Annotated in this window: 16 protein-coding genes; 14 read left to right on the forward strand and 2 right to left on the reverse strand. The window is 70.8% G+C overall.

The annotated features are described in order from the left end of the window. Positions 1 to 11: 11 nt before the first annotated feature. The 5 genes from sufB (at position 12) to sufU (ending at position 5,406) form a co-directional block, all read left to right on the forward strand. Positions 12 to 1,481 (forward strand): Fe-S cluster assembly protein SufB, encoded by a 1,470-nt coding sequence (gene sufB / locus QWY84_RS18725; RefSeq protein WP_290204518.1) that lies wholly within the window; start codon positions 12 to 14, stop codon positions 1,479 to 1,481. Between the two features lie 80 nt (positions 1,482 to 1,561). Next, positions 1,562 to 2,314 (forward strand): Fe-S cluster assembly ATPase SufC, encoded by a 753-nt coding sequence (gene sufC, locus QWY84_RS18730; protein ID WP_290204672.1) that lies wholly within the window; start codon positions 1,562 to 1,564, stop codon positions 2,312 to 2,314. Positions 2,315 to 2,340: 26 nt separating this feature from the next. After that, complete coding sequence (gene sufD, locus QWY84_RS18735; protein WP_290204519.1) at positions 2,341 to 3,669, forward strand: Fe-S cluster assembly protein SufD; 1,329 nt, start codon at positions 2,341 to 2,343, stop codon at positions 3,667 to 3,669. Then, positions 3,666 to 4,922: a cysteine desulfurase gene (locus QWY84_RS18740; protein WP_290204520.1), complete on the forward strand. Its 1,257-nt coding sequence runs from the start codon at positions 3,666 to 3,668 to the stop codon at positions 4,920 to 4,922. Before sufD ends, QWY84_RS18740 begins: the two co-directional genes overlap by 4 nt. A gap of 22 nt (positions 4,923 to 4,944) precedes the next feature. Beyond that, entirely contained in the window at positions 4,945 to 5,406 is a 462-nt protein-coding gene (sufU, locus tag QWY84_RS18745) for a Fe-S cluster assembly sulfur transfer protein SufU (protein WP_290204521.1), read from the forward strand. Here sufU and QWY84_RS18750 read toward each other — a convergent pair. Further along, entirely contained in the window at positions 5,394 to 7,682 is a 2,289-nt protein-coding gene (locus QWY84_RS18750) for a methyl-accepting chemotaxis protein (protein WP_290204523.1), read from the reverse strand. The two genes, sufU and QWY84_RS18750, sit on opposite strands and share 13 nt — an antisense overlap. Positions 7,683 to 8,000: 318 nt before the next feature. Here QWY84_RS18750 and QWY84_RS18755 point away from each other — a divergent pair, with 318 nt between their 5' ends. From QWY84_RS18755 to QWY84_RS18780, 6 genes are all read left to right on the forward strand, one after another. Then, positions 8,001 to 8,486, forward strand: coding sequence for a disulfide bond formation protein B (locus tag QWY84_RS18755; protein ID WP_290204524.1), 486 nt, complete (start codon positions 8,001 to 8,003; stop codon positions 8,484 to 8,486). Positions 8,487 to 8,529: 43 nt separating this feature from the next. Next, on the forward strand, positions 8,530 to 10,836 hold the full coding sequence (mrcB, locus tag QWY84_RS18760) for a penicillin-binding protein 1B (protein WP_290204526.1): 2,307 nt from the start codon (positions 8,530 to 8,532) through the stop codon (positions 10,834 to 10,836). Then, on the forward strand, positions 10,833 to 11,342 hold the full coding sequence (locus QWY84_RS18765) for a tetratricopeptide repeat protein (protein ID WP_290204527.1): 510 nt from the start codon (positions 10,833 to 10,835) through the stop codon (positions 11,340 to 11,342). The genes mrcB and QWY84_RS18765 overlap by 4 nt, the downstream gene beginning before the upstream one ends. Beyond that, a complete protein-coding gene (gene yoaA / locus QWY84_RS18770; RefSeq protein ID WP_290204528.1) occupies positions 11,335 to 13,248 on the forward strand; it encodes a DNA repair helicase YoaA in 1,914 nt (637 codons plus the stop codon). Before QWY84_RS18765 ends, yoaA begins: the two co-directional genes overlap by 8 nt. 174 nt (positions 13,249 to 13,422) lie before the next feature. After that, positions 13,423 to 14,271: an HDOD domain-containing protein gene (locus tag QWY84_RS18775; protein WP_290204529.1), complete on the forward strand. Its 849-nt coding sequence runs from the start codon at positions 13,423 to 13,425 to the stop codon at positions 14,269 to 14,271. A gap of 14 nt (positions 14,272 to 14,285) precedes the next feature. Next, positions 14,286 to 14,978, forward strand: coding sequence for a PilZ domain-containing protein (locus QWY84_RS18780; protein WP_290204530.1), 693 nt, complete (start codon positions 14,286 to 14,288; stop codon positions 14,976 to 14,978). Here QWY84_RS18780 and QWY84_RS18785 read toward each other — a convergent pair. Next, a complete protein-coding gene (locus QWY84_RS18785) occupies positions 14,975 to 16,618 on the reverse strand; it encodes an acyl-CoA synthetase (RefSeq protein WP_290204532.1) in 1,644 nt (547 codons plus the stop codon). The two genes, QWY84_RS18780 and QWY84_RS18785, sit on opposite strands and share 4 nt — an antisense overlap. 161 nt (positions 16,619 to 16,779) lie before the next feature. Here QWY84_RS18785 and QWY84_RS18790 point away from each other — a divergent pair, with 161 nt between their 5' ends. From QWY84_RS18790 to fdhF, 3 genes are read left to right on the forward strand one after another with little or no spacing between them, the layout of a single operon-like run. Beyond that, the gene (locus QWY84_RS18790; protein ID WP_290204534.1) at positions 16,780 to 18,399 is read left to right on the forward strand and encodes an NADH-ubiquinone oxidoreductase-F iron-sulfur binding region domain-containing protein; all 1,620 of its coding nucleotides are present in this window, start codon (positions 16,780 to 16,782) and stop codon (positions 18,397 to 18,399) included. Continuing rightward, positions 18,396 to 19,070, forward strand: a complete 675-nt coding sequence (locus QWY84_RS18795) for a 2Fe-2S iron-sulfur cluster-binding protein (RefSeq protein ID WP_290204535.1) — start codon at positions 18,396 to 18,398, stop codon at positions 19,068 to 19,070. The genes QWY84_RS18790 and QWY84_RS18795 overlap by 4 nt, the downstream gene beginning before the upstream one ends. Further along, on the forward strand, positions 19,067 to 21,223 hold the full coding sequence (fdhF, locus tag QWY84_RS18800) for a formate dehydrogenase subunit alpha (RefSeq protein WP_290204538.1): 2,157 nt from the start codon (positions 19,067 to 19,069) through the stop codon (positions 21,221 to 21,223). Before QWY84_RS18795 ends, fdhF begins: the two co-directional genes overlap by 4 nt. Positions 21,224 to 21,279 lie beyond the last annotated feature (56 nt).

The raw sequence follows: 21,279 nt of genomic DNA on the forward strand, positions 1-21,279 counted from the left end.
GGAGCGAGCCAATGTCAGCGAGCAACGAAACCATCGAGCAGGTAACCAGGAAGGGTTACGAGTACGGCTTTATCACCGACATCGAGCAGGAGTATGCACCGGCGGGCCTGAACGAGGACATCATCCGGTTCATCTCCGCGAAGAAGGAAGAGCCGGAGTGGATGCTGGAATGGCGCCTGGAAGCCTACCGCGGGTGGCTGGAGATGGAGCACCCGAACTGGCAGAAGGTGCGCTTCCCGCCCATCGATTTCCAGGCGATCTCGTACTATGCCGCGCCCAAGAAGAAGCCCGGCAGCCTGGACGAGGTCGATCCCAAGCTCCTGGAGACCTACGAGAAGCTCGGCATTCCCATGCACGAGCGCGAGGCCCTGGCCGGCGTGGAGAAGCCCGAGGGCGAGAAGCCGGACGTGGCTGTCGACGCGGTGTTCGACTCCGTGTCCGTGGGCACTACGTACCAGGACAAGCTCAAGGAGCAGGGCATCATCTTCTGCTCCATGTCCGAGGCCATCCATGACCACCCGGAGCTGGTGCAGAAGTACCTGGGCACCGTGGTGCCGCGCAAGGACAACTTCTTCGCGGCGCTGAACTCGGCGGTGTTCTCCGACGGCTCGTTCGTCTACATCCCCAAGGGCGTGAAGTGCCCCATGGAGCTGTCCACGTACTTCCGCATCAACGCGGGCCACACCGGGCAGTTCGAGCGCACGCTGATCATCGCCGAGGAGGGCGCCTCGGTGTCGTACCTGGAGGGCTGCACCGCGCCCATGCGCGACGAGAACCAGCTGCACGCCGCGGTGGTGGAGCTCATCGCCCTGGACGATGCCGAGATCAAGTACTCCACCGTGCAGAACTGGTATCCGGGTGACGAGAACGGCGTCGGCGGCATCTACAACTTCGTCACCAAGCGGGGCCTGTGCGCCGGCAAGCGTTCCAAGATCTCCTGGACGCAGGTGGAGACCGGCTCGGCGATCACCTGGAAGTACCCGAGCTGCGTGCTCAAGGGCGATGACTCCGTGGGCGAGTTCTACTCCGTGGCGGTGACCCGGAACCGGCAGCAGGCCGATACCGGCACCAAGATGATCCACATGGGCAAGAATACCCGCAGCACTATCGTCGCCAAGGGCATCTCCGCCGGCGAGGCGGACCAGACCTACCGCGGCCTGGTGCGGGTCAACCCCACGGCCAGCGGGGCGCGCAACTACTCCCAGTGCGACTCCATGCTGATCGGTGACCGGTGCGGGGCGCACACGATCCCGTACATCGACATCCAGCATCCCGGCGCCCAGGTGGAGCACGAGGCCACCACGTCCAAGATCAGCGAGGAGCAGATGTTCTACTGCACCCAGCGGGGCATCGGCGCCGAGGAGGCCGTGTCGCTGATCGTCAACGGCTTCTGCAAGGACGTGTTCAAGACGCTGCCCATGGAGTTCGCCGTGGAGGCGCAGAAGCTGCTGGAGGTCACGCTGGAGGACAGCGTCGGCTGAACCGGTATTCCCCTGAATCCGGCCCGACGCGGACGCCGGGCCACGACGAATCGAACTGAATCTGGAGTCTGGAAATGGCATTGCTTGAGATTCGCAACCTGCACGCCGAGGTGGATGGCGAGGAGATCCTCAAGGGCATCGACCTCAGCCTGGACACGGGCGAGGTGCACGCCATCATGGGGCCGAACGGCTCCGGCAAGAGCACCCTGGCCAAGGTGATCGCCGGTGATCCCGGCTACGAGGTCACCGACGGCGAGGTGCTGCTGGACGGCAACAACGTGCTGGAGATGGAGCCGGAGGAGCGCGCCCGCGAGGGCATGTTCCTGGGCTTCCAGTACCCGGTGGAGATCCCGGGCGTGTCCAACACCTACTTCCTCAAGGCGGCGGCCAACGCCATCCGCAAGCATCGCGGCGAGCCGGAAGTGGATGCCGCGCAGTTCCTCAAGCACGTGCGCGAGCGCATGCAGCTGGTGCAGATGGACGAGTCGCTGCTCAAGCGCCCGGTCAACACCGGTTTCTCCGGCGGCGAGAAGAAGCGCAACGAGATCTTCCAGATGGCCGTGCTGGAGCCGCGCCTGGCGATCCTGGACGAGACCGACTCCGGGCTGGACATCGACGCCCTGCGCACGGTCTCCCACGGCGTCAACGCCCTGCGCTCGCCGGAACGCTCGTTCCTGCTGATCACCCACTACCAGCGCCTGCTGAACTACATCGTGCCGGATACCGTGCACGTCATGGTGGACGGCCGCATCGTCAAGTCGGGTGACAAGCAGCTGGCCATCGAGCTGGAAGAGTCCGGCTATTCGCTGTTCGAGGAAGGCAGCGCAGCCTGAGCCAACGCCGATCAACGGGGTACATGATGGAAGCTGTTGCAGAACCCAAAAGCGTCTACCTGCAGGATTTCCAGGCCCGGGATCGCTCGGCGGAGCCGGCCTGGTGGGAGACCCGGCGCGAGGCTGCCATGCAGCGCTTCGAGGCCGCCGGATTCCCCACGCGCAAGGTCGAGGCGTGGAAGCAGACACGCCTGGGCAACGTCACCCAGGAGCATTTCCGGCCTGCGCCGGCGCCGGGCAGCCTCGGCGGCGCCGCGGAACAGCGCCTCGCGGTGGTCGACGACGCCGTGCGCATCGTCCTGGTGGACGGCATCCTCGATACCGGCCGCTCCGATCTGGAGCGCCTGCCGGACGGCCTGCGGGTGCGGACCCTGGCCGCGGCGCTGCAGGAAGACGGCGGCGTCGCCGAGCAGCACCTGGCCCGTCACGCCGACGCCGAGCCGCACCCGTTCCTGGCGCTGAATACCGCCTTCACCACGGAAGGCACGGTGATCGAGGTCACCAGCGGCGCCGCGCCCGAGCAGGCCATCGAGCTGGTGAACATCATGACCGCGGACAGCGCCGGCGTGGCGTCCTGGCCGCGGGTGCTGATCCACGGGGCGACCAGCTCCGAGTTCACCGTGGTGCAGCGCCATGAGGGCGCGGACGGGGCCGCCTACCTGACGGCCCCGGTGACGGAGGTCATCGCCGAGGCCAACTGCAATGTCCGCCTCTTCCACTACGTGGACGAGGGCGACAGCGGCTCGCACCTGGGCGTCATCCACGCCACCCTGGACCGGGATGCGCAGCTGTATGCGCATGCCATGCACGCCGGCGGCCAGCGGGTGCGCAACGACATCTACGTGAACCTGGACGGCCCGGGCGCATCGGCGACCCTGAACGGGCTGTACCTGGTGCACAACGGCCAGTTCTCGGACATCCACACGTGGGTGCGGCACAACGCCGATCACTGCTCCAGCCGGCAGCTGGTCAAGGGCGTGCTGGAAGGCAAGTCGGAGTCCGTCTTCGACGGCCTCATCCAGGTGGCCAAGGGCGCCCAGAAGACCGATGCCGAGCAGGAGAACCGCAACCTGCTGCTCAGCCCCAAGGGCCTGGCGCACTCCAACCCGCGGCTGGAGATCTACGCGGACGACGTCAAGTGCGGCCACGGTTCCACGGTGGGGCAGCTGGACGAGGCCGCGGTGTTCTACATGCGCACCCGCGGGGTCTCCGAGGAGGAGGCCCGGGGCGTGCTGACCTTCGCGTTCGCCAACGAGATGCTCGACGACATGCCGCTGGCCTCCCTGCAGACCTACGAGCGGGAGGCGCTGATCTCGTTGCTGCCCGGCGAGGAGACGGTGAGGAAGCTGCTATGAGTCAGGCGGATCCGGTGGTAGGCGGAGTCTCGGGGCTGGACCTGGAGCACATCCGGGCCCAGTTCCCGATCCTGCACCAGGAGATCAACGGCAAGCCCCTGGTCTATCTGGATAACGGCGCCACGGCGCAGAAGCCCGAGGTGGTGATCGACGCCGTGAGCGACTGCTATCGCAGCTACTACGCCAACATCCACCGGGGCGTGCACGATCTCTCCCAGCGCTCCACCACGGCCTTCGAGGCCGTGCGCGGGACGGTGCAACGGTTCCTCAACGCCGCCTCCGAGGAGGAGGTGGTGTTCACCCGCGGAACCACCGAGGGCATCAACCTGGTGGCCAACAGCTTCGTCCGGCCGCGGCTCCAGGCCGGCGACGAGATTCTCGTCACCGGCATGGAGCATCACTCCAACATCGTCCCCTGGCAGCTGCTGTGCGAGGCCACCGGGGCGAAGCTGGTGGCGGTGCCGTTCTCCGACGCCGGCGAGCTGGACCTGGACGACGTGGCCGCGCGCATCAACGAGCGCACGAAGCTGGTCAGCGTCATCCACGTCTCCAATGCCCTGGGCACGATCAACCCGGTGGAGGAGATCGTGCGCCTGGCCCACGAGCGCGACGTCCCGGTGCTGGTGGACGGGGCGCAGTCGGCGCCGCACATGCCGGTGGACGTCCAGGCCCTGGGCTGCGATTTCTACGTGTTCTCGGGGCACAAGACCTACGGGCCCAGCGGCGCCGGGGTGCTCTGGGGCCGGTACGCGCTGCTGGAGAGCATGCCCCCGTGGCACGGCGGCGGCGACATGATCAAGACGGTCTCCTTCGAGCGCTCCGAGTTCGCCGAGCCGCCCCAGCGCTTCGAGGCCGGGACCCCCAATATCGCCGGGGTCATCGGCATGGGCGCGGGACTGGAATGGCTCATGGACCTGGGCCGCGACCGGGTGGCCGCCCACGAGGCGGACGTGCTGGCCTACGCCCACGAGCAGGTGGGCGCCATGGACGGGGTGCGCATCATCGGCACCGCCCGCCGCAAGGCGGCAGCGCTGTCGTTCGTCATGGACGAGGCGCACCCTCACGACATCGGCACGATCCTGGACAACGACGGCGTGGCCATCCGTTCCGGGCATCATTGCGCGCAGCCGGTCATGCAGCGCTACGGCATCCCGGCGACGGCGCGGGCGTCGTTCGGCGTGTACAATACCCGGGCCGACGTGGACCGCCTGGTTGCCTCCATCGACAAGGTCCGCCGGCTGTTCGCCCGCTGAGTTACTTCCTGAAAGGTTCGTAATGGCCGACGAGCTGTTTCAGCTGTACCAGGACGTCGTGCTGGAGCACAACCGGCACCCGCGCAACTACGTTGTCCTGGAGGCCGCGACCCACCACGGCCGCGGCTACAATCCCCTGTGCGGCGACCGCATCGAGCTGATGCTGGACGTCGACGACAGCGGTGTCATCCGCGCCGTCGGCTTCCAGGGGGACAGCTGCGCCATCGCCACCGCGTCGGCGTCCCTGCTCACGGAGGTGCTCCAGGACGCCACCCTGGCACGCGCCCGCGAGCTCATGGCGGCGTTCCGGAGCACGCTGGCGGGCGAGCCGCAACCGCTGCCCGAGGCGCTGGAGCCGCTGCGGGCGGTGCGGCAGTTCCCGTCGCGCATCAAGTGCGCAAATCTTCCCTGGGCCTCCCTGGAGGCCGCGCTGGCGGGCGACGAGGTAGCCAGCACCGAGGAGCCCTTCCGTCACGGCACGTAGATGACCCGGCACGCGCCCCAGTGCCGCCCGTGGACGTAGATGGGCGCCGAGGCGTCCTTGGTGAGCACGAACTTCCCGCCCATGTTGCGCCGGTAGGCCTGCAGCAGGAACGGCCGCGTGTTGCGCGCGGCGCCGAGGCCGACCCGGTCGGTGTACATCTGCCGGTGCCGCGAGTTGGCGCGGTTCCAGTCCGGGTCGTCGCGCCGCTGCGGCTTGGACGTGTGCCGGTTGTGGGTGCCGATGTAGCCGTGGTCGTCGGTGCAACAGCACGAGATGATCTTCTCGTGGGCCTCCAGGATCTCCTCCTGGAACGCCGGGAACAGCTCATCGGTGACGTCCACGTACCGGGTGGTGTACTGCTGTGGGTTGGTGCCCGGCACGGGGGCGTGATCCCGGTCGAAGACGTCGGCCTCGCGGAGCCTGCCCTCGGCGACGGCCCGCTCCAGGGCGGCCCCGGCCTGGGCGGCGCCGTACCGGGCCTGCTCGATCATGGGGCGGTCCGGGGTGTCGGCATCGGTGCTGTTGCACAGGTTCAGCAGCGCCTCGCCCTTGCCCAGCAGCTCGTCCAGGTGCTCGCTGGCGCTGCCCAGGTCCCGTGCCGAGTGCTCCACTTCCTGGCGCAGCTGGTCCATGCCGGCGTCCACCTGGCTGCAGGTCTGGCCCATTTCCGTGGCGGCGTCGCGGATCCGCCCGGACTGGCTCGCCACGGAATCCATGGCGCCTTCCAGGGTGGCCAGGACGTCGCCGATGTTGCGGCTGTCCGCCCGCACCCGCCCGGCACGGTCGGCGCCGTCGCGCCCCTTGTCCATGAGGGCGCGGGCGCTGGTGGCGAGACCCTCGACGGTGCGCTGGATGTTGCGCGTGGCCTCACCGGTCTCTTCCGCCAGCGTGCCGATCTGCTCGGCGACGACGCCGAAGCCCTGGCCGGCGGAGCCGCTGCGCGCCGCCTCGATGCTGGCGTTCACGGCCAGAAGGTTGGTCTGCTTGGCGATGGCGGCGATGCTGGTGGAGGCCTTCTGGATGCGCTCCAGGGCGTCCTGGAAGCGGCCCAGCCCCGAGGTCATGTGATCGACCTGGGCGGTCATCTCCTGGAGGCCGCTGACCGCCTCCTGGACGTCGTCGCCGGACTCGCGCAGGCTGCCCGCGGCGCTCGCGGCGGTGGAGCGGGCCTCGTCCGCGGCGGCGTGGACGTCCTGGCCGGTGGCGGCCAGCTGGCCGGCGGTTCCGGCCAGCTGGCCCAGCACGTCCACTTCCTCGTTGACCCGGTCGCGCACCTGCGCGGCGTTGCCCGCGATGTCGGATACCTGCACCGTCAACGTTCCCGTTGCGGCGGCGGTGGACTCGATGATGCGGCCGTCGCCGGCATCGGGGGCCTCGAGGCCGGAGGCCAGGTCCGTGGCGGTCTGCTGCAGGCCGCGGGCATCGTCCCGCGCCTCCGCCAGCGTCCCCCGGGCGGTGCCCACGTCGTCGGCCATGCCCTGCAGGCCGTCGACGGTCTCCCGGCAATAGCCGTCGATATGCTCCACGGACGCATTGATGCGCTCGTAGATGCTGTCGAGAGAGGCCATGGCGGCGTCCACGGTCTCCAGCAGGGTCTGCGTGGTGGCGGTGCCGGTGCTGACGGTCTCCTGGATGCGGCCGCATTCGCTGGCGGCCTCGATGAGCTGCCGGGCGCAGTCGCGGAGCTCGCCCAGGATGGTGCCGATGTCCTCGGTGGTGGTACTGGCCTGCTTGGCCAGCTCCTTGACGTGCTCGGCGACAACGGCGAAGCCGCGGCCGTGATCCCCGGCACGGGTGGCCTCGATGGTGGCGTTGAGCGCCAGCAGGTTGGTCTGCTTGGCGATGGTGGCAATGGTGTCGGCGGCGTTGTTGACCTCCTCCAGCGCGCCGTCCAGGTCCGCCATCTGCTGCTCGATGGCGGCGACCGCCCCGGTCAGGGCGCGGATGTCCTCCAGCGAGCGCGTCAGCGTCTCCCGGGACTCCGCCACGGCCTGCCCGGCCCGGGTAGTGGCGTCGCCGGCCTCGCTGGCCGCTGCCTTGGTGGTGTCGTTGAGCCCGCCCAGCTGCTCGCCCAGACCCACCAGGGACTGGAACGCATCGGCCTCCTGGTCGACGCGGTTGCTGACCGCGTCGAGATCCTGCTGGATCCGCTCGATGGCGCCGTGCAGCGCGCCGGCGTGCTCGCGCAGCCCCCTCTTCAGCTCCGGGTCCACCGTGGCGGCGGCGTTCTCGTGGGCGGCGGAGTGGCTCCGCCCGGCTGGCAAGAGGAAACGCATAGGCACTCCTGATATCCCGTGACCGCAGGCGGTTCGATGCGCCCTCGGGGGGCCGGGGCGCATGTCTCGAGTCGCGCTGTCCTCCGGGGTAGCGGCAGGCATTGCAAAATCTTTACTGCCCGCGGTGCGGTGCGCCGGTGCCGAAGCCGGTGTCGCCGGACAGCGCCATCTGGACAGGTCGCGTCCCGTGCCCCAGGATTCGTGCCGAGTTGTGACGGGGCGCACCTGTTGCCGACGCGCGCGTCTGTTAGGCTATGCCGTCAACTGTGCAGCGCGAGCCCGGCCATGCGTCCGATGTTTGTCACAGCCGAGACCCGAATGCGCCAGCGCCAGCGTCGCGGCCACGGGCTCGGGTTGCTGGTCAGCCTGCTGATTCTGGTTGCTGCCTACGGGCTCGAATGGATCGGCGGCGTCGAGCCGTGCCCCCTGTGCATGGTTCAGCGCCTGGTGTTCGCGGCCCTGGCCGTGGTCTTCCTGCTGGGCTTCCTGCACGGGGCCACCGGCTGGGGACGCTTCGTCCACGGCGGCCTGGTGGCGCTCGTGGCCGCCCTCGGGGCGGGGGTGGCCGGGCGGCACCTGTGGCTGCAGAGCCTCCCGGCGGACGAGGTGCCGGCCTGCGGGCCGGGCCTCGACTACATGCTGAGCGCTTTCGGGTTCATGGACACCGTGCCGATGCTGCTGGCGGGCTCCGGCGAGTGTGCCGAGGTGCACACGGTACTGGGCGTGACCCTGCCGGCCTGGACCCTTGGCGCCTATATCCTGCTCGGGCTCTGGGGACTGTGGATCGGCCGTCGGCCGCGGTGAACACGGACAGGAACGGCCCCGCGGGGCGAACCCGGTCTTCGAGATGGCGCGCAAGCAATCCCGGAAACGGTCCACATCACGGAAACGCACCTTCCCCCTCCGGCGCTGGCTGCTCATCGGGCTGGCGGCGGCCCTGGTCGCGGCTGCCGGCTACGTCGCCTGGCTCGACTACGAGGTCCGTACGCTGTTCGAGGGCAAGCGCTGGTCCGAGCCGGCGACGGTGTACGCCCGCCCGCTGGAGCTCTACACCGGGCGTGCGCTGACGCCCGACGAGCTGATCACCGAGCTCCGGGCGGCGGGCTACCGGCAGGCCGGGGACGGCGCCCGGCCCGGTACCTGGGCCCGGCACGGGTCTACCGTGGACCTGACCACGCGGGCGTTCGACTACTGGGACGGCAGCGAGCCGTCCCGCCGGCTGCGCGTCGGGTTCGCCGACGGGCGCGTGCAGACGATCCAGCGCCGCGCCTCCGGCGAGGCATTGCCGCTGGTCCGCGTGGATCCGGCGGCCATCGGCGCCATCGCGCCGACGCGCCGCGAGGACCGTCTCCTGGTGCAGCTCGACGACGTCCCGGTGACCCTGATCGGCGGCCTTCTGGCCGTGGAGGACCGGGCGTTCCACCGCCATTTCGGCGTCTCGCCGACGGCGATCGCCCGGGCCGCCCTGGCCAACCTGCGCGCCGGGCGTATCGTCCAGGGCGGCAGCACGCTGACCCAGCAGCTGGTCAAGAACCTCTACCTCTCCAGCGAGCAGACGCTGGCCCGCAAGCTCAACGAGGCGGTCATGGCGGTGCTTCTGGAGATGCGCTACGACAAGCGCACGATCCTGGAGACCTACCTGAACGAGGTCTTCCTGGCCCAGGACGGCAACCGGGCCATCCACGGCTTCGGCCTGGCGGCGCCGTACTTCTTCGGCCGGCCGCTGGCGGAGCTGTCCGTGGACCAGCAGGCCCTGCTGGTGGCCATGGTCAAGGGCCCGAGCCGCTACAACCCGCGGCGCCACCCGGAGCGGGCGAAGCGCCGCCGGGACGTGGTGCTGGGCATCATGGCGGACAATGGCGTGATCTCGCCGGAGGCGGCGCGTGAGGCCCGGGGCCGCCCGCTGGGGATGGTGGACGAAGGGGCCTCGACACGCCATGACTACCCGGCGTTCATGGATCTGGTGCAGCGCCACCTGCAGCGGGACTACCGCCGCGAGGACCTGCAGACCGCCGGCCTGCGCGTGTTCTCCACCCTGTCGCCGCGGGCGCAGGATGCCGCGGAGCGCGCGGTACGGAGACAGCTGGAAGGGCGGCCCGACAGCCTGGAGGCCGCCGTGGTCACGGTGAACGCCGACTCCGGGGAGGTGACGGCGCTGATCGGGGGACGGAACCCGCGCTTCGCGGGCTTCAACCGGGCCCTGGACGCCCGTCGGCCCATCGGCTCGCTCATCAAGCCCGCCATCTACCTGGCGGCCCTGGAGCGCCCGTCGGGCTGGGGGCTGGGCAGTATCCTGGACGACTCGCCCCTGCGGCTGGAAGATGCCCGGGGCGAGGTGTGGACGCCGCGGAACTTCGACCGCACGTTCCGCGGCGACGTGCTGCTGGTGGACGCGCTGACTCACTCGTATAACATACCCGCCATCCGCCTGGGCATGGATGTCGGGGTGACGGCCGTCACCGACGTCATGCGCCGCCTGGGGCAGGACGCGCCGCGACGCGCCTATCCCTCGTACATGCTGGGGACCGCGGAGCGGTCGCCACTGGACGTGGCGCGGATGTACCAGGTGTTCGCCGGGGACGGCTTCCGTACGCCGTTGCGCTCGGTACGGGCGGTGAGCGACGACGACGGCGAGCGGCTGAAGCGCTATCCACTGGAGGCCGAGCGCGTGATCGACGACGCGCCGCTGTACCTGATCAATTACGCCCTCCAGCGGGTCGTGCGCGAAGGCACCGGGCAGGGCGCCTATGACGTCATCTCCCGCGACATGGATCTCGCGGGCAAGACGGGTACCACCAGCGACAACCGCGACAGCTGGTTCGCCGGGTTCAGCGGCGACGTGGTGGGCGTGGTCTGGATGGGCCGCGACGACAACGGCACCACCGGGCTGACGGGCAGCACCGGGGCGCTGCCGCTGTGGGCGCAGACCATGGACGCAGTGGCCCGGCGCGGCTTCCGCCAGGAGCGTCCCGACAACGTTGTGCCCGTCTGGGTGGATGCCGAGACCGGGCGAAGGACTCACGAGGCCTGCACGGGAGCGCGACAGCTGCCGTATCATCGCGGGCACGAACCGGAGCAGTGGACGGAATGCGGACGCCGGCGCGCGCAGCGGAACGACGACGGGGATGGCTGGTTGCGGGGCCTGTTCCGGTGACCCCGGGCGGGCCGGGTGCGCTGCGGGCTGCGGCTGTCGCGCTGGCGCTGGTCCTGGTCCTCGCCCTCGCCGGTTGTGCGGTGGTGGAGCCGCCGTCCCGGGAGGATGACGGCGACGAGGCGCCGGCGGAGGCCCCCGAGCCGGACCGGGACGCCGACAGCGAGGCCGGCATGGCGGCTGTCCAGCGCCTGCTTGCCGACGCCCGCGCGGCCTCGGACAACGGCGACAACGACCGCGCCGGTGCGCTGCTGGAACGGGCGCTGCGCATCCGTCCGGACAGCGCCGTGCTCTGGCACAACCTGGCCATCGTGCGCTACCGGGAGGCAGCCTACGAGCAGGCGGCGGATCTCGCCGGGCGCTCCCTGAGCCACGCCGGCGACAACCGCGAGCTCAAGGCGCGCAACTGGCAGGTGATCGCCGCCAGCCGGCAGATGCTGGGCGACGAGGACGGCGCCGCCCGGGCACGGGAGCGCGCCCGGGGTCTGCAGGAGGCCGGCGGTGACTGAGATCGATCACCACCTGGGGCCGGACGGCGCCCTGGCGGCCGCGCTGCCCGGCTTCCAGCCCCGGGAGGAGCAGAAGACCCTGGCCCACGGGGTGGCCGCCGCCATCGAGGACGGCGAGACCCTGATCGCCGAGGCCGGCACGGGCACCGGCAAGACCTTTGCCTATCTCCTGCCGGCGCTGCTGTCGGGGCGGCGGGTGATCGTCTCCACCGGCACCAAGACGCTGCAGGATCAGCTCTACGAGAAGGATCTGCCGCTGCTGCGCGATGCCCTGGACCTGCCGGTGCGCACGGCGCTGCTCAAGGGGCGGACGAACTACCTGTGCCTGTACCGCATGGAGCAGGCGGAAGCGGATGCCCGCTTCGATCGTCCCGGTACGGCGGAGCAGCTGCAGGCCATCCGCCAGTGGGCCGGGGTCACCCGCAGCGGGGATATCGCCGAGCTCGCCGACGTGCCCAACGACGCGCCGGTGTGGGCCCGCGCCACGTCCACCGCCGACAACTGTCTCGGCCAGGAATGCCCGCAATTCAACGACTGCTTTCTCATGGGCGCCCGCCGTCGCGCCCAGGAGGCGGATCTGCTGGTGGTGAACCATCACCTGCTCATGGCCGACATGGCGCTGAAGGAGGGCGGTTTCGGTGAGGTGCTGCCCACCGCCGATGCCTATATCCTGGACGAGGCGCACCAGCTGCCGGACGTCGCCTCCCAGTTCTTCGGCCTGTCCATCAGCAGCCGGCAGTTCCAGGATCTGCTGCGCGACACCCAGGCGGAGTACCTGCGCGAGGCGGGGGATCAGCCGGCGCTGCCGGACGGCCTGGAGCGCGTGCGCAAGGCGGTCATGGACTTCCGCCTGGCGCTGGGCGAGCAGGGTCAGCGCGCGGCCTGGGCGCCCATGGCCGGCAACGAGCAGGTCACGGGGGCCCTGCAGGAGCTGCGCACGGCCACGGGGGAGCTGGCCGCGGTGCTGGAGACCCTGGCGGAGCGCGGCCGCGGCCTGGAGAACTGCCACCGCCGCGCGGTGGACATGGCGGGGCTGCTGGAGCGTTTCGCCGAAGGCGAATCCGACGAGTTCGTGCAGTGGTACGAGACCTACGCCCAGGCGTTCATCCTGCGCCTCACGCCCCTGGACGTGGGGCAGCAGTTCCAGGCGCGCATGCACAGGCACAAGGGGGCATGGATCTTTACCTCCGCCACCCTGTCGGTGAAAGGGCGCTTCGATCACTTCGCCCGGCGCCTGGGGCTCGACGACGAGGTGCGCACCCTGCGCGTGGACAGCCCGTTCGACTACCGCAACAATGCGCTTCTCTACGCCCCGGGGGGCATGCCGGAGCCGAACAGCCCGGCGTACGCCCGGGCGTTCCGCGACCGGGCGGAGGAGGTCATCCATGCCAGCGGCGGCCGCGCCTTCGTTCTGTTCACCAGCCATCGTGCCCTGCGGGAGGCGGCCGAGGCGTTCCGCGAGCACCTGCCGTACCCCGTGCTCGTCCAGGGGGATGCATCCCAGAACCAGCTGCTGGAGCGCTTCCGGCAGGAGGGCAACGCCGTGCTGCTGGGCACGGGCAGCTTCTGGGAGGGCGTCGACGTCAAGGGGGCGGCGCTGTCCGCGGTGCTCATCGACCGGCTGCCGTTCGCCGCGCCCACCGATCCGGTCACCGAGGCGCGCATCGATTTCCTGCGGCGCCACCAGGGCAATCCGTTCCGGGACTTCCAGCTGCCCCAGGCGGTCATCGCGCTGCGCCAGGGCGTGGGCCGGCTGATCCGGGACTCCACCGACTATGGCGTTCTCATGATCGGCGACCCCCGGCTGACCGGGCGCTCCTACGGCCGCCAGTTCCTCGACAGCCTGCCGCGCATGGGCCGCACCCGCGACATCAACGTCGTGCGGGCGTTCTTCGGCAACGATTAGGTGCATATTCGGCGCGGAGGGACGGGCCCCCGGGGGTAGACAGGGCCCTCCCATATGGGACACTGAACGCGCGCCCCGGTTGATCGTTCAGTTCGGAGGGGCGCCGGCGGACCCGCACGACTCGCGTGCCGGAACGACGAACACAACAACACCCACGGGTACGGGCCGCACGCAATGTCAGTGTCAGTGTTTACAGCCGACCTGAACGCCCTGCGGGAGGACATCACGGAAGGCCGTGTGGCGCTGCCGGGGGTGCCCCGGATCCTGGCGCACGTGCGCGAGGAGCTGGCACGCCCGGAACCCGAGCCGCGCCGCCTGGCCGACTGCATCCGCCAGGACCCCGGGGTGTCCGCCTACGTCATCAAGATGGCGAACAGCGTCGCCGTGCGCGGCGACGTGGACACGGGCACCGTGTCCGGGGCGCTGCAGCGGCTGGGCCTGGACCTCACCGGCGTGCTGGTCACCAACTATTCGCTCATGCAGATGGTGCACCGGATCCGCGGTCCGTACCGCTCCAGCGTCCTGGAGCTCTACCGGCACAGCCGCGAGGTGGCGGTGCATTGCCACGCACTGGCGCGCTCCTGCGCGCGGCTGAACTCCGAGCGCGCGCTGCTGGCGGGGCTGCTCCACGATATCGGCAAGCTGGTCACGCTCCATTTCGCCAGCGGCAAGCCCGAGCTGCGCGAGGACTGGCGGCGCCTGGAGCAGCTGCTGGACGAGGGGCACCCGGACGTGGGTGCGGCATTGCTGCGGGTGTGGCGGTTTCCGGAGGCGGTGGTGGCCGCCGTGGAGGCCCACGAGAACTGGATCCGCGAGACCGACGACGGCGAGGTGGACCTGGCGGATGTCGTCATCGCGGCCCAGCTCGACCTGCGCCGCGATAGCGATCATCCCATGGCGGAGCTCGCCGCGTGCCGGGTGCCCAGCCTGGAGCGCCTGGGATTGCCGCCGGACGTGGCGTTCGGCGACTGGCCGCCGTTCGCTCGCTGGCATGAACGCAGCCGTCAGCTGCTCGCTGTATAGGGGGAAGGGGGAATATGGCAACGTCTTCGGGGGCCGGGCCCGAGCCGGTGGAGCAGGAGGACCGCGAGGCGGGCGCGAGCCGCTCGTCCCGCCGCCTGGATCTAAGGCCCGGGCACGAGATCCAGGTCCAGGCCCTGAACAGCCGGTCCCGGATCGTGGCCCGCTACGTCGGCCAGTGCGAGAACCGGTACCTGATCCTGCGCGGCGGTGCCCGTGCGGACGACCGGATCGAGCGCATGCGCTTCGTCCAGGACGAGATGGTCCTGGCGCGGTTCGTTCTCCACGGCATCGCCTTCGGCTTCCGGTCGCCGGTGCTGGCCGTGCACCGGGTTCCCGAGGCGCTGCTGTATCTCCAGTGGCCCGACGAGGTGGCCGAGCACGCCATCCGCTCGGCCATGCGGGTGCCTTGCTTTGCGGCGGCGCGGCTGGAAGTCGGCGACACCGTCCACCAGGCGGCCCTGACGGATGTCAGCGAGACCGGCTGCCGCGTGGATCTCATCCGCACCGACCCCGGCATTCTCGCCGAGGGGGCGCAGGTACGGGTGTGGGCGTATCTGCCGGGGCAGACCGGCGCCGCCGAGATCGACGCCACCGTGCGCCGCCACCAGCAGCCCGGCGGCGGGCGCCTGGTCCTGGGACTGGAGTTCATCCAGTCCCAGGAGGCACTGCTCGAGACCGTGCGGGCCTACCTGCCGGATGTGGACTAGCGCACCATGTCCGCGTCGGTCAGCCCGGCGGTCCGGTCCCGGAGCACGAACTTCTGGATCTTGCCCGTGGAGGTCTTCGGCAGCTCCTCGAAGACCACGTGCCGGGGGATCTTGAAGCCGGCCAGGTGCTCCCGGCAGAAGGCCAGCAGCTCTGCGGCGCCGGGCGGCTCGGCGTCCGGGCGCAGGGTGACGAACGCGCACGGGGTCTCGCCCCAGCGCTCGCTGGGCGCGGCCACCACCGCGCACTCCAGTACCGCGGGATGGCGGTAGAGGACATCCTCCACCTCGATGGTGGAGATGTTCTCGCCGCCGGAGATGATCACGTCCTTGGCCCGGTCGCGGATCTCCAGGTAGCCGTCCGGGTGCCACACGGCCAGGTCGCCGGTGTGGTACCAGCCGCCGCGGAAGGCCTCGTCGGTGGCGTCGGGGTTCTTCAGGTAGCCGCTCATGACCGAGTTGCCGCGCACCATGATCTCGCCCATGGTCGCGCCGTCCATGGGCACCGGCTCCAGGGTGTCGGTGTCCGCGACCATGCTCTCCTCGATGCTGAGGTAGCGCACGCCCTGGCGCGCCGTCCGCCGGGCCTTCTCCTCCGGCGACAGCGCGTCCCATTCCGCGCGCCAGGCGCAGTAGTGGGACGGCCCGTAGGTCTCGGTCAGGCCGTACAGGTGCACCACGTGGATGCCCATGGCCTCCATGGCCCCGATGACCGCCGACGGCGGCGCCGCGCCCCCGGTGTACGCCGTGACCGGGTGCTCGAAGGTGGCCGTGCGCGCTTCCGGAGCGCTGGTGAGCATGTTCAGCACCAGCGGCGCCCCGCAGAAGTGGCTCACCCGGTGGGCGCCGATGGCCGCGAAGATCGCCGCCGGCTCCACCCGCCGCAGGCACACGCTGGTGCCGGCCACCGCGGGGAGGGTCCAGGGGAAGCGCCAGCCGTTGCAGTGGAACATGGGCAGCGTCCACAGGTAGACCGGGTGGCGGCCCATGTCGCAGGCGATGATGTTGCTGAACGCCCCCTGGTGGGCGCCGCGGTGGTGGTAGAGGGCGCCCTTGGGGTTGCCGGTGGTGCCGGAGGTGTAGTTGAGGCTGATGCTGTCCCACTCGCTGGCGGGCCATTGCCAGCGGAACCCGGGGTCGCCCTCGGCGAGCAGGTCCTCGTACTCCAGTGCACCCAGGCGCTCGCCGCCCGGGCCTTCCGGGTCGGCCACGTCGATGACCAGCGGGCGGCGCTCGCAGCGCTCCAGGGCCTCGCGGATGACCGGCGCGAACTCGGTATCGGTGATCAGCGCATCCGCCTCGCCGTGGTCGATAATGAAGGCGACGGTGCCGGCATCCAGGCGGATGTTGATGGTGTTGAGCAGCGCCCCGGCCATGGGGACGCCGAAGTGCGCCTCCAGCATGGCCGGGATGTTGGGCAGCATGACCGCGACGGTCTGGCCCGCGCCGATGCCGCGGCCGAGCAGGGCGGACGCGAGTCGCCGGCAGCGGGCGTCATACTCGGCGTAGCTGGTGGTCCGTGCCCCGTGGATGACAGCGGGATGGTCGGGGTAGACGCTGGCGGCCCAGTCCAGCAGCGACAGGGGCGTCAGCGGGACGTCGTTGGGCTGCGGCCGTGGGGGCGTTACCTCGGTACGGGCCATGATCTCCTCCGGTGTCGTTCGTGGTGTCGTGCACGTAAGCGTATCACCTGTCGCAGATTGCATGATCGGTGCCGTCCCGCGCTATTTACCCGGGTCGTGTGCCGTGGTTTTCTGGATGCATCCAGGCGGATGTGCCGTCCGCCCTCGCTTGAGGAGACGCCATGGAGCTCCTGAACCGGCTCATGGCCCTGCAGCATCGGCACGGGGCCCTGACCGACGAAAGCCTGAACGCGCTGGCGCGGGAGTGGCGGCTGCCCCTCCATCGCCTGCAGGGGCTGCGCTCGTTCTATCCCGCCTTCCGCAGCGAGCCCGGTGCACCCCGCAAGCTGTCGGTGTGCCGCGACGTGGCCTGCCGCATGCGGGCCGGGCCCCGCTTTGCCGACGAGGTGGCGGAGGCCCTGCAGGGTGTCGGCGGCGTGGAGGTCGAGGCGGTCAGCTGCCTGGGGCTGTGCCACGCGGCGCCGGCGGCACTGGCCGGCGAGCTGCCCGTGTCCGGGGGCGCCGGCATGCTGCGCGACGGCATGGCCGGCGACCGGCCTCTGCCCCTGGTCGCCGAGCCGCCGGCGGAGACCTCCGCCGTGGACCCGTATGCCGGGGCGGACCAGCGCTTCGGAACCCTGGAGCGCGCGCTGTCGGAAGGCAGCCCGGAGGCGGTGATCGAGACCCTGGAGGCCTCGGGCCTCCGCGGCATGGGCGGCGCCGGGTTTCCCACCGGCCGCAAGTGGCGCTTTACCCGCGCGGCCGGGGGGACGCCGCGGACGGTGGTGTGCAACGCCGACGAGAGCGAGCCGGGGACGTTCAAGGACCGGCTGCTTCTCGAGCGCGTGCCGCACCTGATCATCGAGGCCATGGTGCTGGGCGGCTGGGTGATCGGCGCCTCCCGGGGCATCATCTACCTGCGCCACGAGTACGAGCCGGCGCGGCGGGCGCTGGAGGAGGCCGTGGAGCGCGCGCGGGAACGCGGTGTGCTCGGCGACAGCGTGCTCGGCAGCGGCTTCGCCTTCGACCTGGAGATCTTCGTCTCGCCCGGCGGCTACATCATGGGCGAGGAGACCGCCCTGCTGGAGGGCCTGGAGGACAAGCGCGGGGAGCCCCGCAACAAGCCGCCGTTCCCGACCCAGGTCGGCTACGACGGCGGCCCCACGCTCATGAACAACGTCGAGACCTTCGCCCTGATCCCCCGCATCCTCCAGGACGGCGTCGAGGGCTGGCAGGCCCGCGGCCGCGAGGGGTTCTCCGGGGTCAAGTTCCTGTCCGTCTCCGGGGACGTGGCGGCGCCCGGCGTGTACTGCGTCCCCGCCGGCATGCCGATCACCGAGGTGATCGAGCGCGCCGGCGGCATGGCGGGCGGCCGTGCGCTCTACGCGTTCTCGCCGGGCGGCGCCTCGACGCCGTTCCTGCCGGCGGACCGGGCCGGTACACCGGTGGATTTCGACGCCCTGGCCCGGGCCGGCTCCGGGCTGGGCTCCGGGGCCCTGTTCGTGGTGGGGCAGGGGCGGGATCTGCTCGATCTGGCCATCCAGCAGGTGCGCTTCTTCAGCCGCGAGTCCTGCGGCAAGTGCGTGCCCTGCCGGACCGGCTCGGCCCAGGCGGTGCGCAAGCTCGAGGCGGCGCAGGAGGGGCGCCCGGAGGCGGGGCTCACCCGGTTGCTGGAGGAGCTCGACGAGACCCTTGCGCAGACGTCCATCTGCGGGCTCGGACAGGTCGCCCTGGCGCCGGTGATGAGCCTGCTGCGCCATTTCCCGGACGAGGCGGCACGACTGCGGGCGGAGGAAGCATGAGCGACAGTGTCAGCGTGACCATCGACGGCCGGTCGGTGACGGTGCCGGCGGGCACCAGCCTGTGGGACGCCGCCCGGGAGCTGGGCATCGACATTCCCGTGCTGTGCCACAGCCCGCGCATGCGGCCCGTGGGGGTGTGCCGCATGTGCGTCGTGGACACCGGCGCGCGCAATCTCCAGGCCGCCTGCGTGCGGCCCTGCGAGGAGGGCATGGAGGTGCGCACCGATTCCGACCGGGTGGTGCGCAACCGCCGTATGCTGCTGGAGCTGCTCATGGCCGACTATCCCGACCCGAGTGCCCGGGAGGCCAGCACCGGCGACGACGAGCTGCTGGCCCTGGCGCGGGCGTACGGCGTCACCAGCAGCCGCTTCGAGGGCAGCCGCACGCCGGAGGCGCCGCGCCGGGACGCCAGCTCGCCGGTGATCGCCGTGGATCACCAGGCGTGCATCCTGTGCGACCGCTGCATCCGCGGCTGCAACGAGCTGCAGCACAACCATGTCATGACCCGCAGCGGCAAGGGCGCCACCACGCGCATCGCCTTCGATCTGGACGTGCCCATGGGCGAGAGCACCTGCGTGTCCTGCGGCGAGTGCCAGGCCGTGTGTCCCACGGGGGCGCTGACCAACCGGGCGCTGGAAGGTCTGCATCTGGTGGAGGAAGAGACGCCATGACCGACACCAACGTTTCCGCACGGGTGGTCGAGTCCGTGTGCCCGTACTGCGGCGTGGGCTGCGCCCTGAGCTGGGTGGTGGACACCGGGCGCAACCGCATCGTCGAGGCCCGCGGCCGGGACGGCGCGGCGAACGCCGGGCGGCTGTGCGTCAAGGGCCGCTACGGGTTCGACTACACCACCCATGCCCACCGCCTGACGCGCCCGCTGATCCGGCGCGAGGACGCCTATCCCAAGGGCGCGCTGTCCTGGGACGATCGCGGGCCGCGGCGCCCCGGCGGCCCGGTGGACCCGGAGACCGTTCTGCCGCATTTCCGCGAGGCCACCTGGGAGGAGGCGCTGGAGCGCGTCGCCGGCAGCCTCGCCGGCATCCGGGACCGGGACGGCGGCGATGCCCTGGCCGGTTTCGGCTCCGCCAAGGGCTCCAACGAGGAGGCCTACCTGTTCCAGAAGCTGGTGCGCGCCGGCTTCGGGACCAACAACGTCGATCACTGTACCCGGCTCTGCCACGCGTCGTCGGTGGCGGCCCTGCTGGAGGGCATCGGCTCCGGCGGCGTGACCAATATCGTGCGCGACATCGCCCGGGCGGACGTGGCGCTGATCACCGGCTGCAATCCCACGGAGAACCACCCGGTGGCGGCGACGTTCATGAAGCAGGCCGCCGCCGGGGGCACCGAGCTGCTGGTGGTGAACACCCGGCGACCGGCCATCGCCGACCACGCGGCGATGTACGTGGAGATCCGCCCCGGGACCGACGTGGCCTTCTACAACGCCATGATGCACGTCATCATCCGCGAGGGCCTGGTCGACGAGGCGTTCATCGCCGAGCGCACGGAGGGCTACGAGGCGCTGCGCGACAACGTGGCGGCGTACCCGCCCGAGGCGGTGGCGGAGCTCTGCGGGGTGTCCGCCGAGCGCATCACGGAGGCGGCCCGGCTGTTCGGCCGGGCCCGCGCCGCCATGCTGTTCTGGGGCATGGGTATCTCCCAGCACACCCACGGGACGGACAATGCCCGCTGCCTCATCGCCCTGGCCATGATCACCGGCAACACGGGTCGCGCGGGTACCGGCCTGCATCCGCTGCGCGGGCAGAACAACGTCCAGGGCGCCTCGGACGCCGGGCTCATCCCCATGATGTACCCGGACTACCAGAAGGTCGCCGACCCCGAGGCCCGGGCCCGCTTCGAGGCGTTCTGGGGGCGCCCCCTGTCGCCGTCGCCCGGGCGCACGGTGACGGAGATCACCGACGGCGCGCTGGAGGGCGCCATCCGCGGCATGTACATCCTGGGCGAGAACCCCTTCGTCTCCGATCCGGACGTGGAGAAGGTGCGCAAGGCCCTGGCCCGGCTCGACTTCCTGGTGGTGCAGGACATCTTCCTCACCGAGACCGCCGAGTTCGCGGATGTCATCCTGCCGGGCAGCGCCTTCGCCGAGAAGACCGGCACCTTCACCAACACCGACCGCCGCGTGCAGGTCGGCCGCCAGGCCCTCCAGCCGCCGGGGGAGGCCCGCCAGGACTGGCACATCATCCGCGACATCGCCGAGCGCATGGGGCTGCCCATGGACTACCCGGACGTCGCCGCGGTGTTCGACGAGTTCGCCGGCTGCACCAACAGCTACGCGAGCCTGAGCCATGCGGTGCTCGGCTCCCGCGGGCGCTGGTATCCCTGTCCGGATCCGGAGCATTCCGAGGGCGAGCCCATCGTCTTCCAGGAGACCTTCCCGCGCGGGCGCGCGCTGCTGGTGCCGGCGCAGCCGTCGCCGCCGGTGGAGCCCACGGATCCGGAGTACCCCCTGGTGCTCAACACCGGCCGGGTCCTGGAGCACTGGCACACCGGTACCATGACGCGCCGCTCCCGGGCGCTGCACGCGATCAGCCCCGAGGGGTTCGTGGAGATGCACCCGGACGACGCCGCGGCCTACGGCATCGGCGACCGCGACTGGGCGGCGGTGACCTCCCGCCGCGGCACCATCCGCGTTCGCGCCCGCGTCGACGACCGGGTGGCGCGCGGCAGCGTGTTCATTCCCATGCACTTCCGCGAGGCCTGCGCCAACGTGCTCACCCACCCGGCGGTGGACCCCTACGGCAAGATCCCGGCGTTCAAGTACTGCGCCGTACGCGTCGAGCGGGTCGCCGTCGAGGCGAGCGCGTAGGAGGGATGGCGGCGCGCGCCGAGCAGGCCACAGGATATGGGAGGGGCTTCAGCCCC

Source organism: Aquisalimonas lutea (assembly GCF_030409225.1).
GTDB lineage: Bacteria > Pseudomonadota > Gammaproteobacteria > Nitrococcales > Aquisalimonadaceae > Aquisalimonas > Aquisalimonas lutea.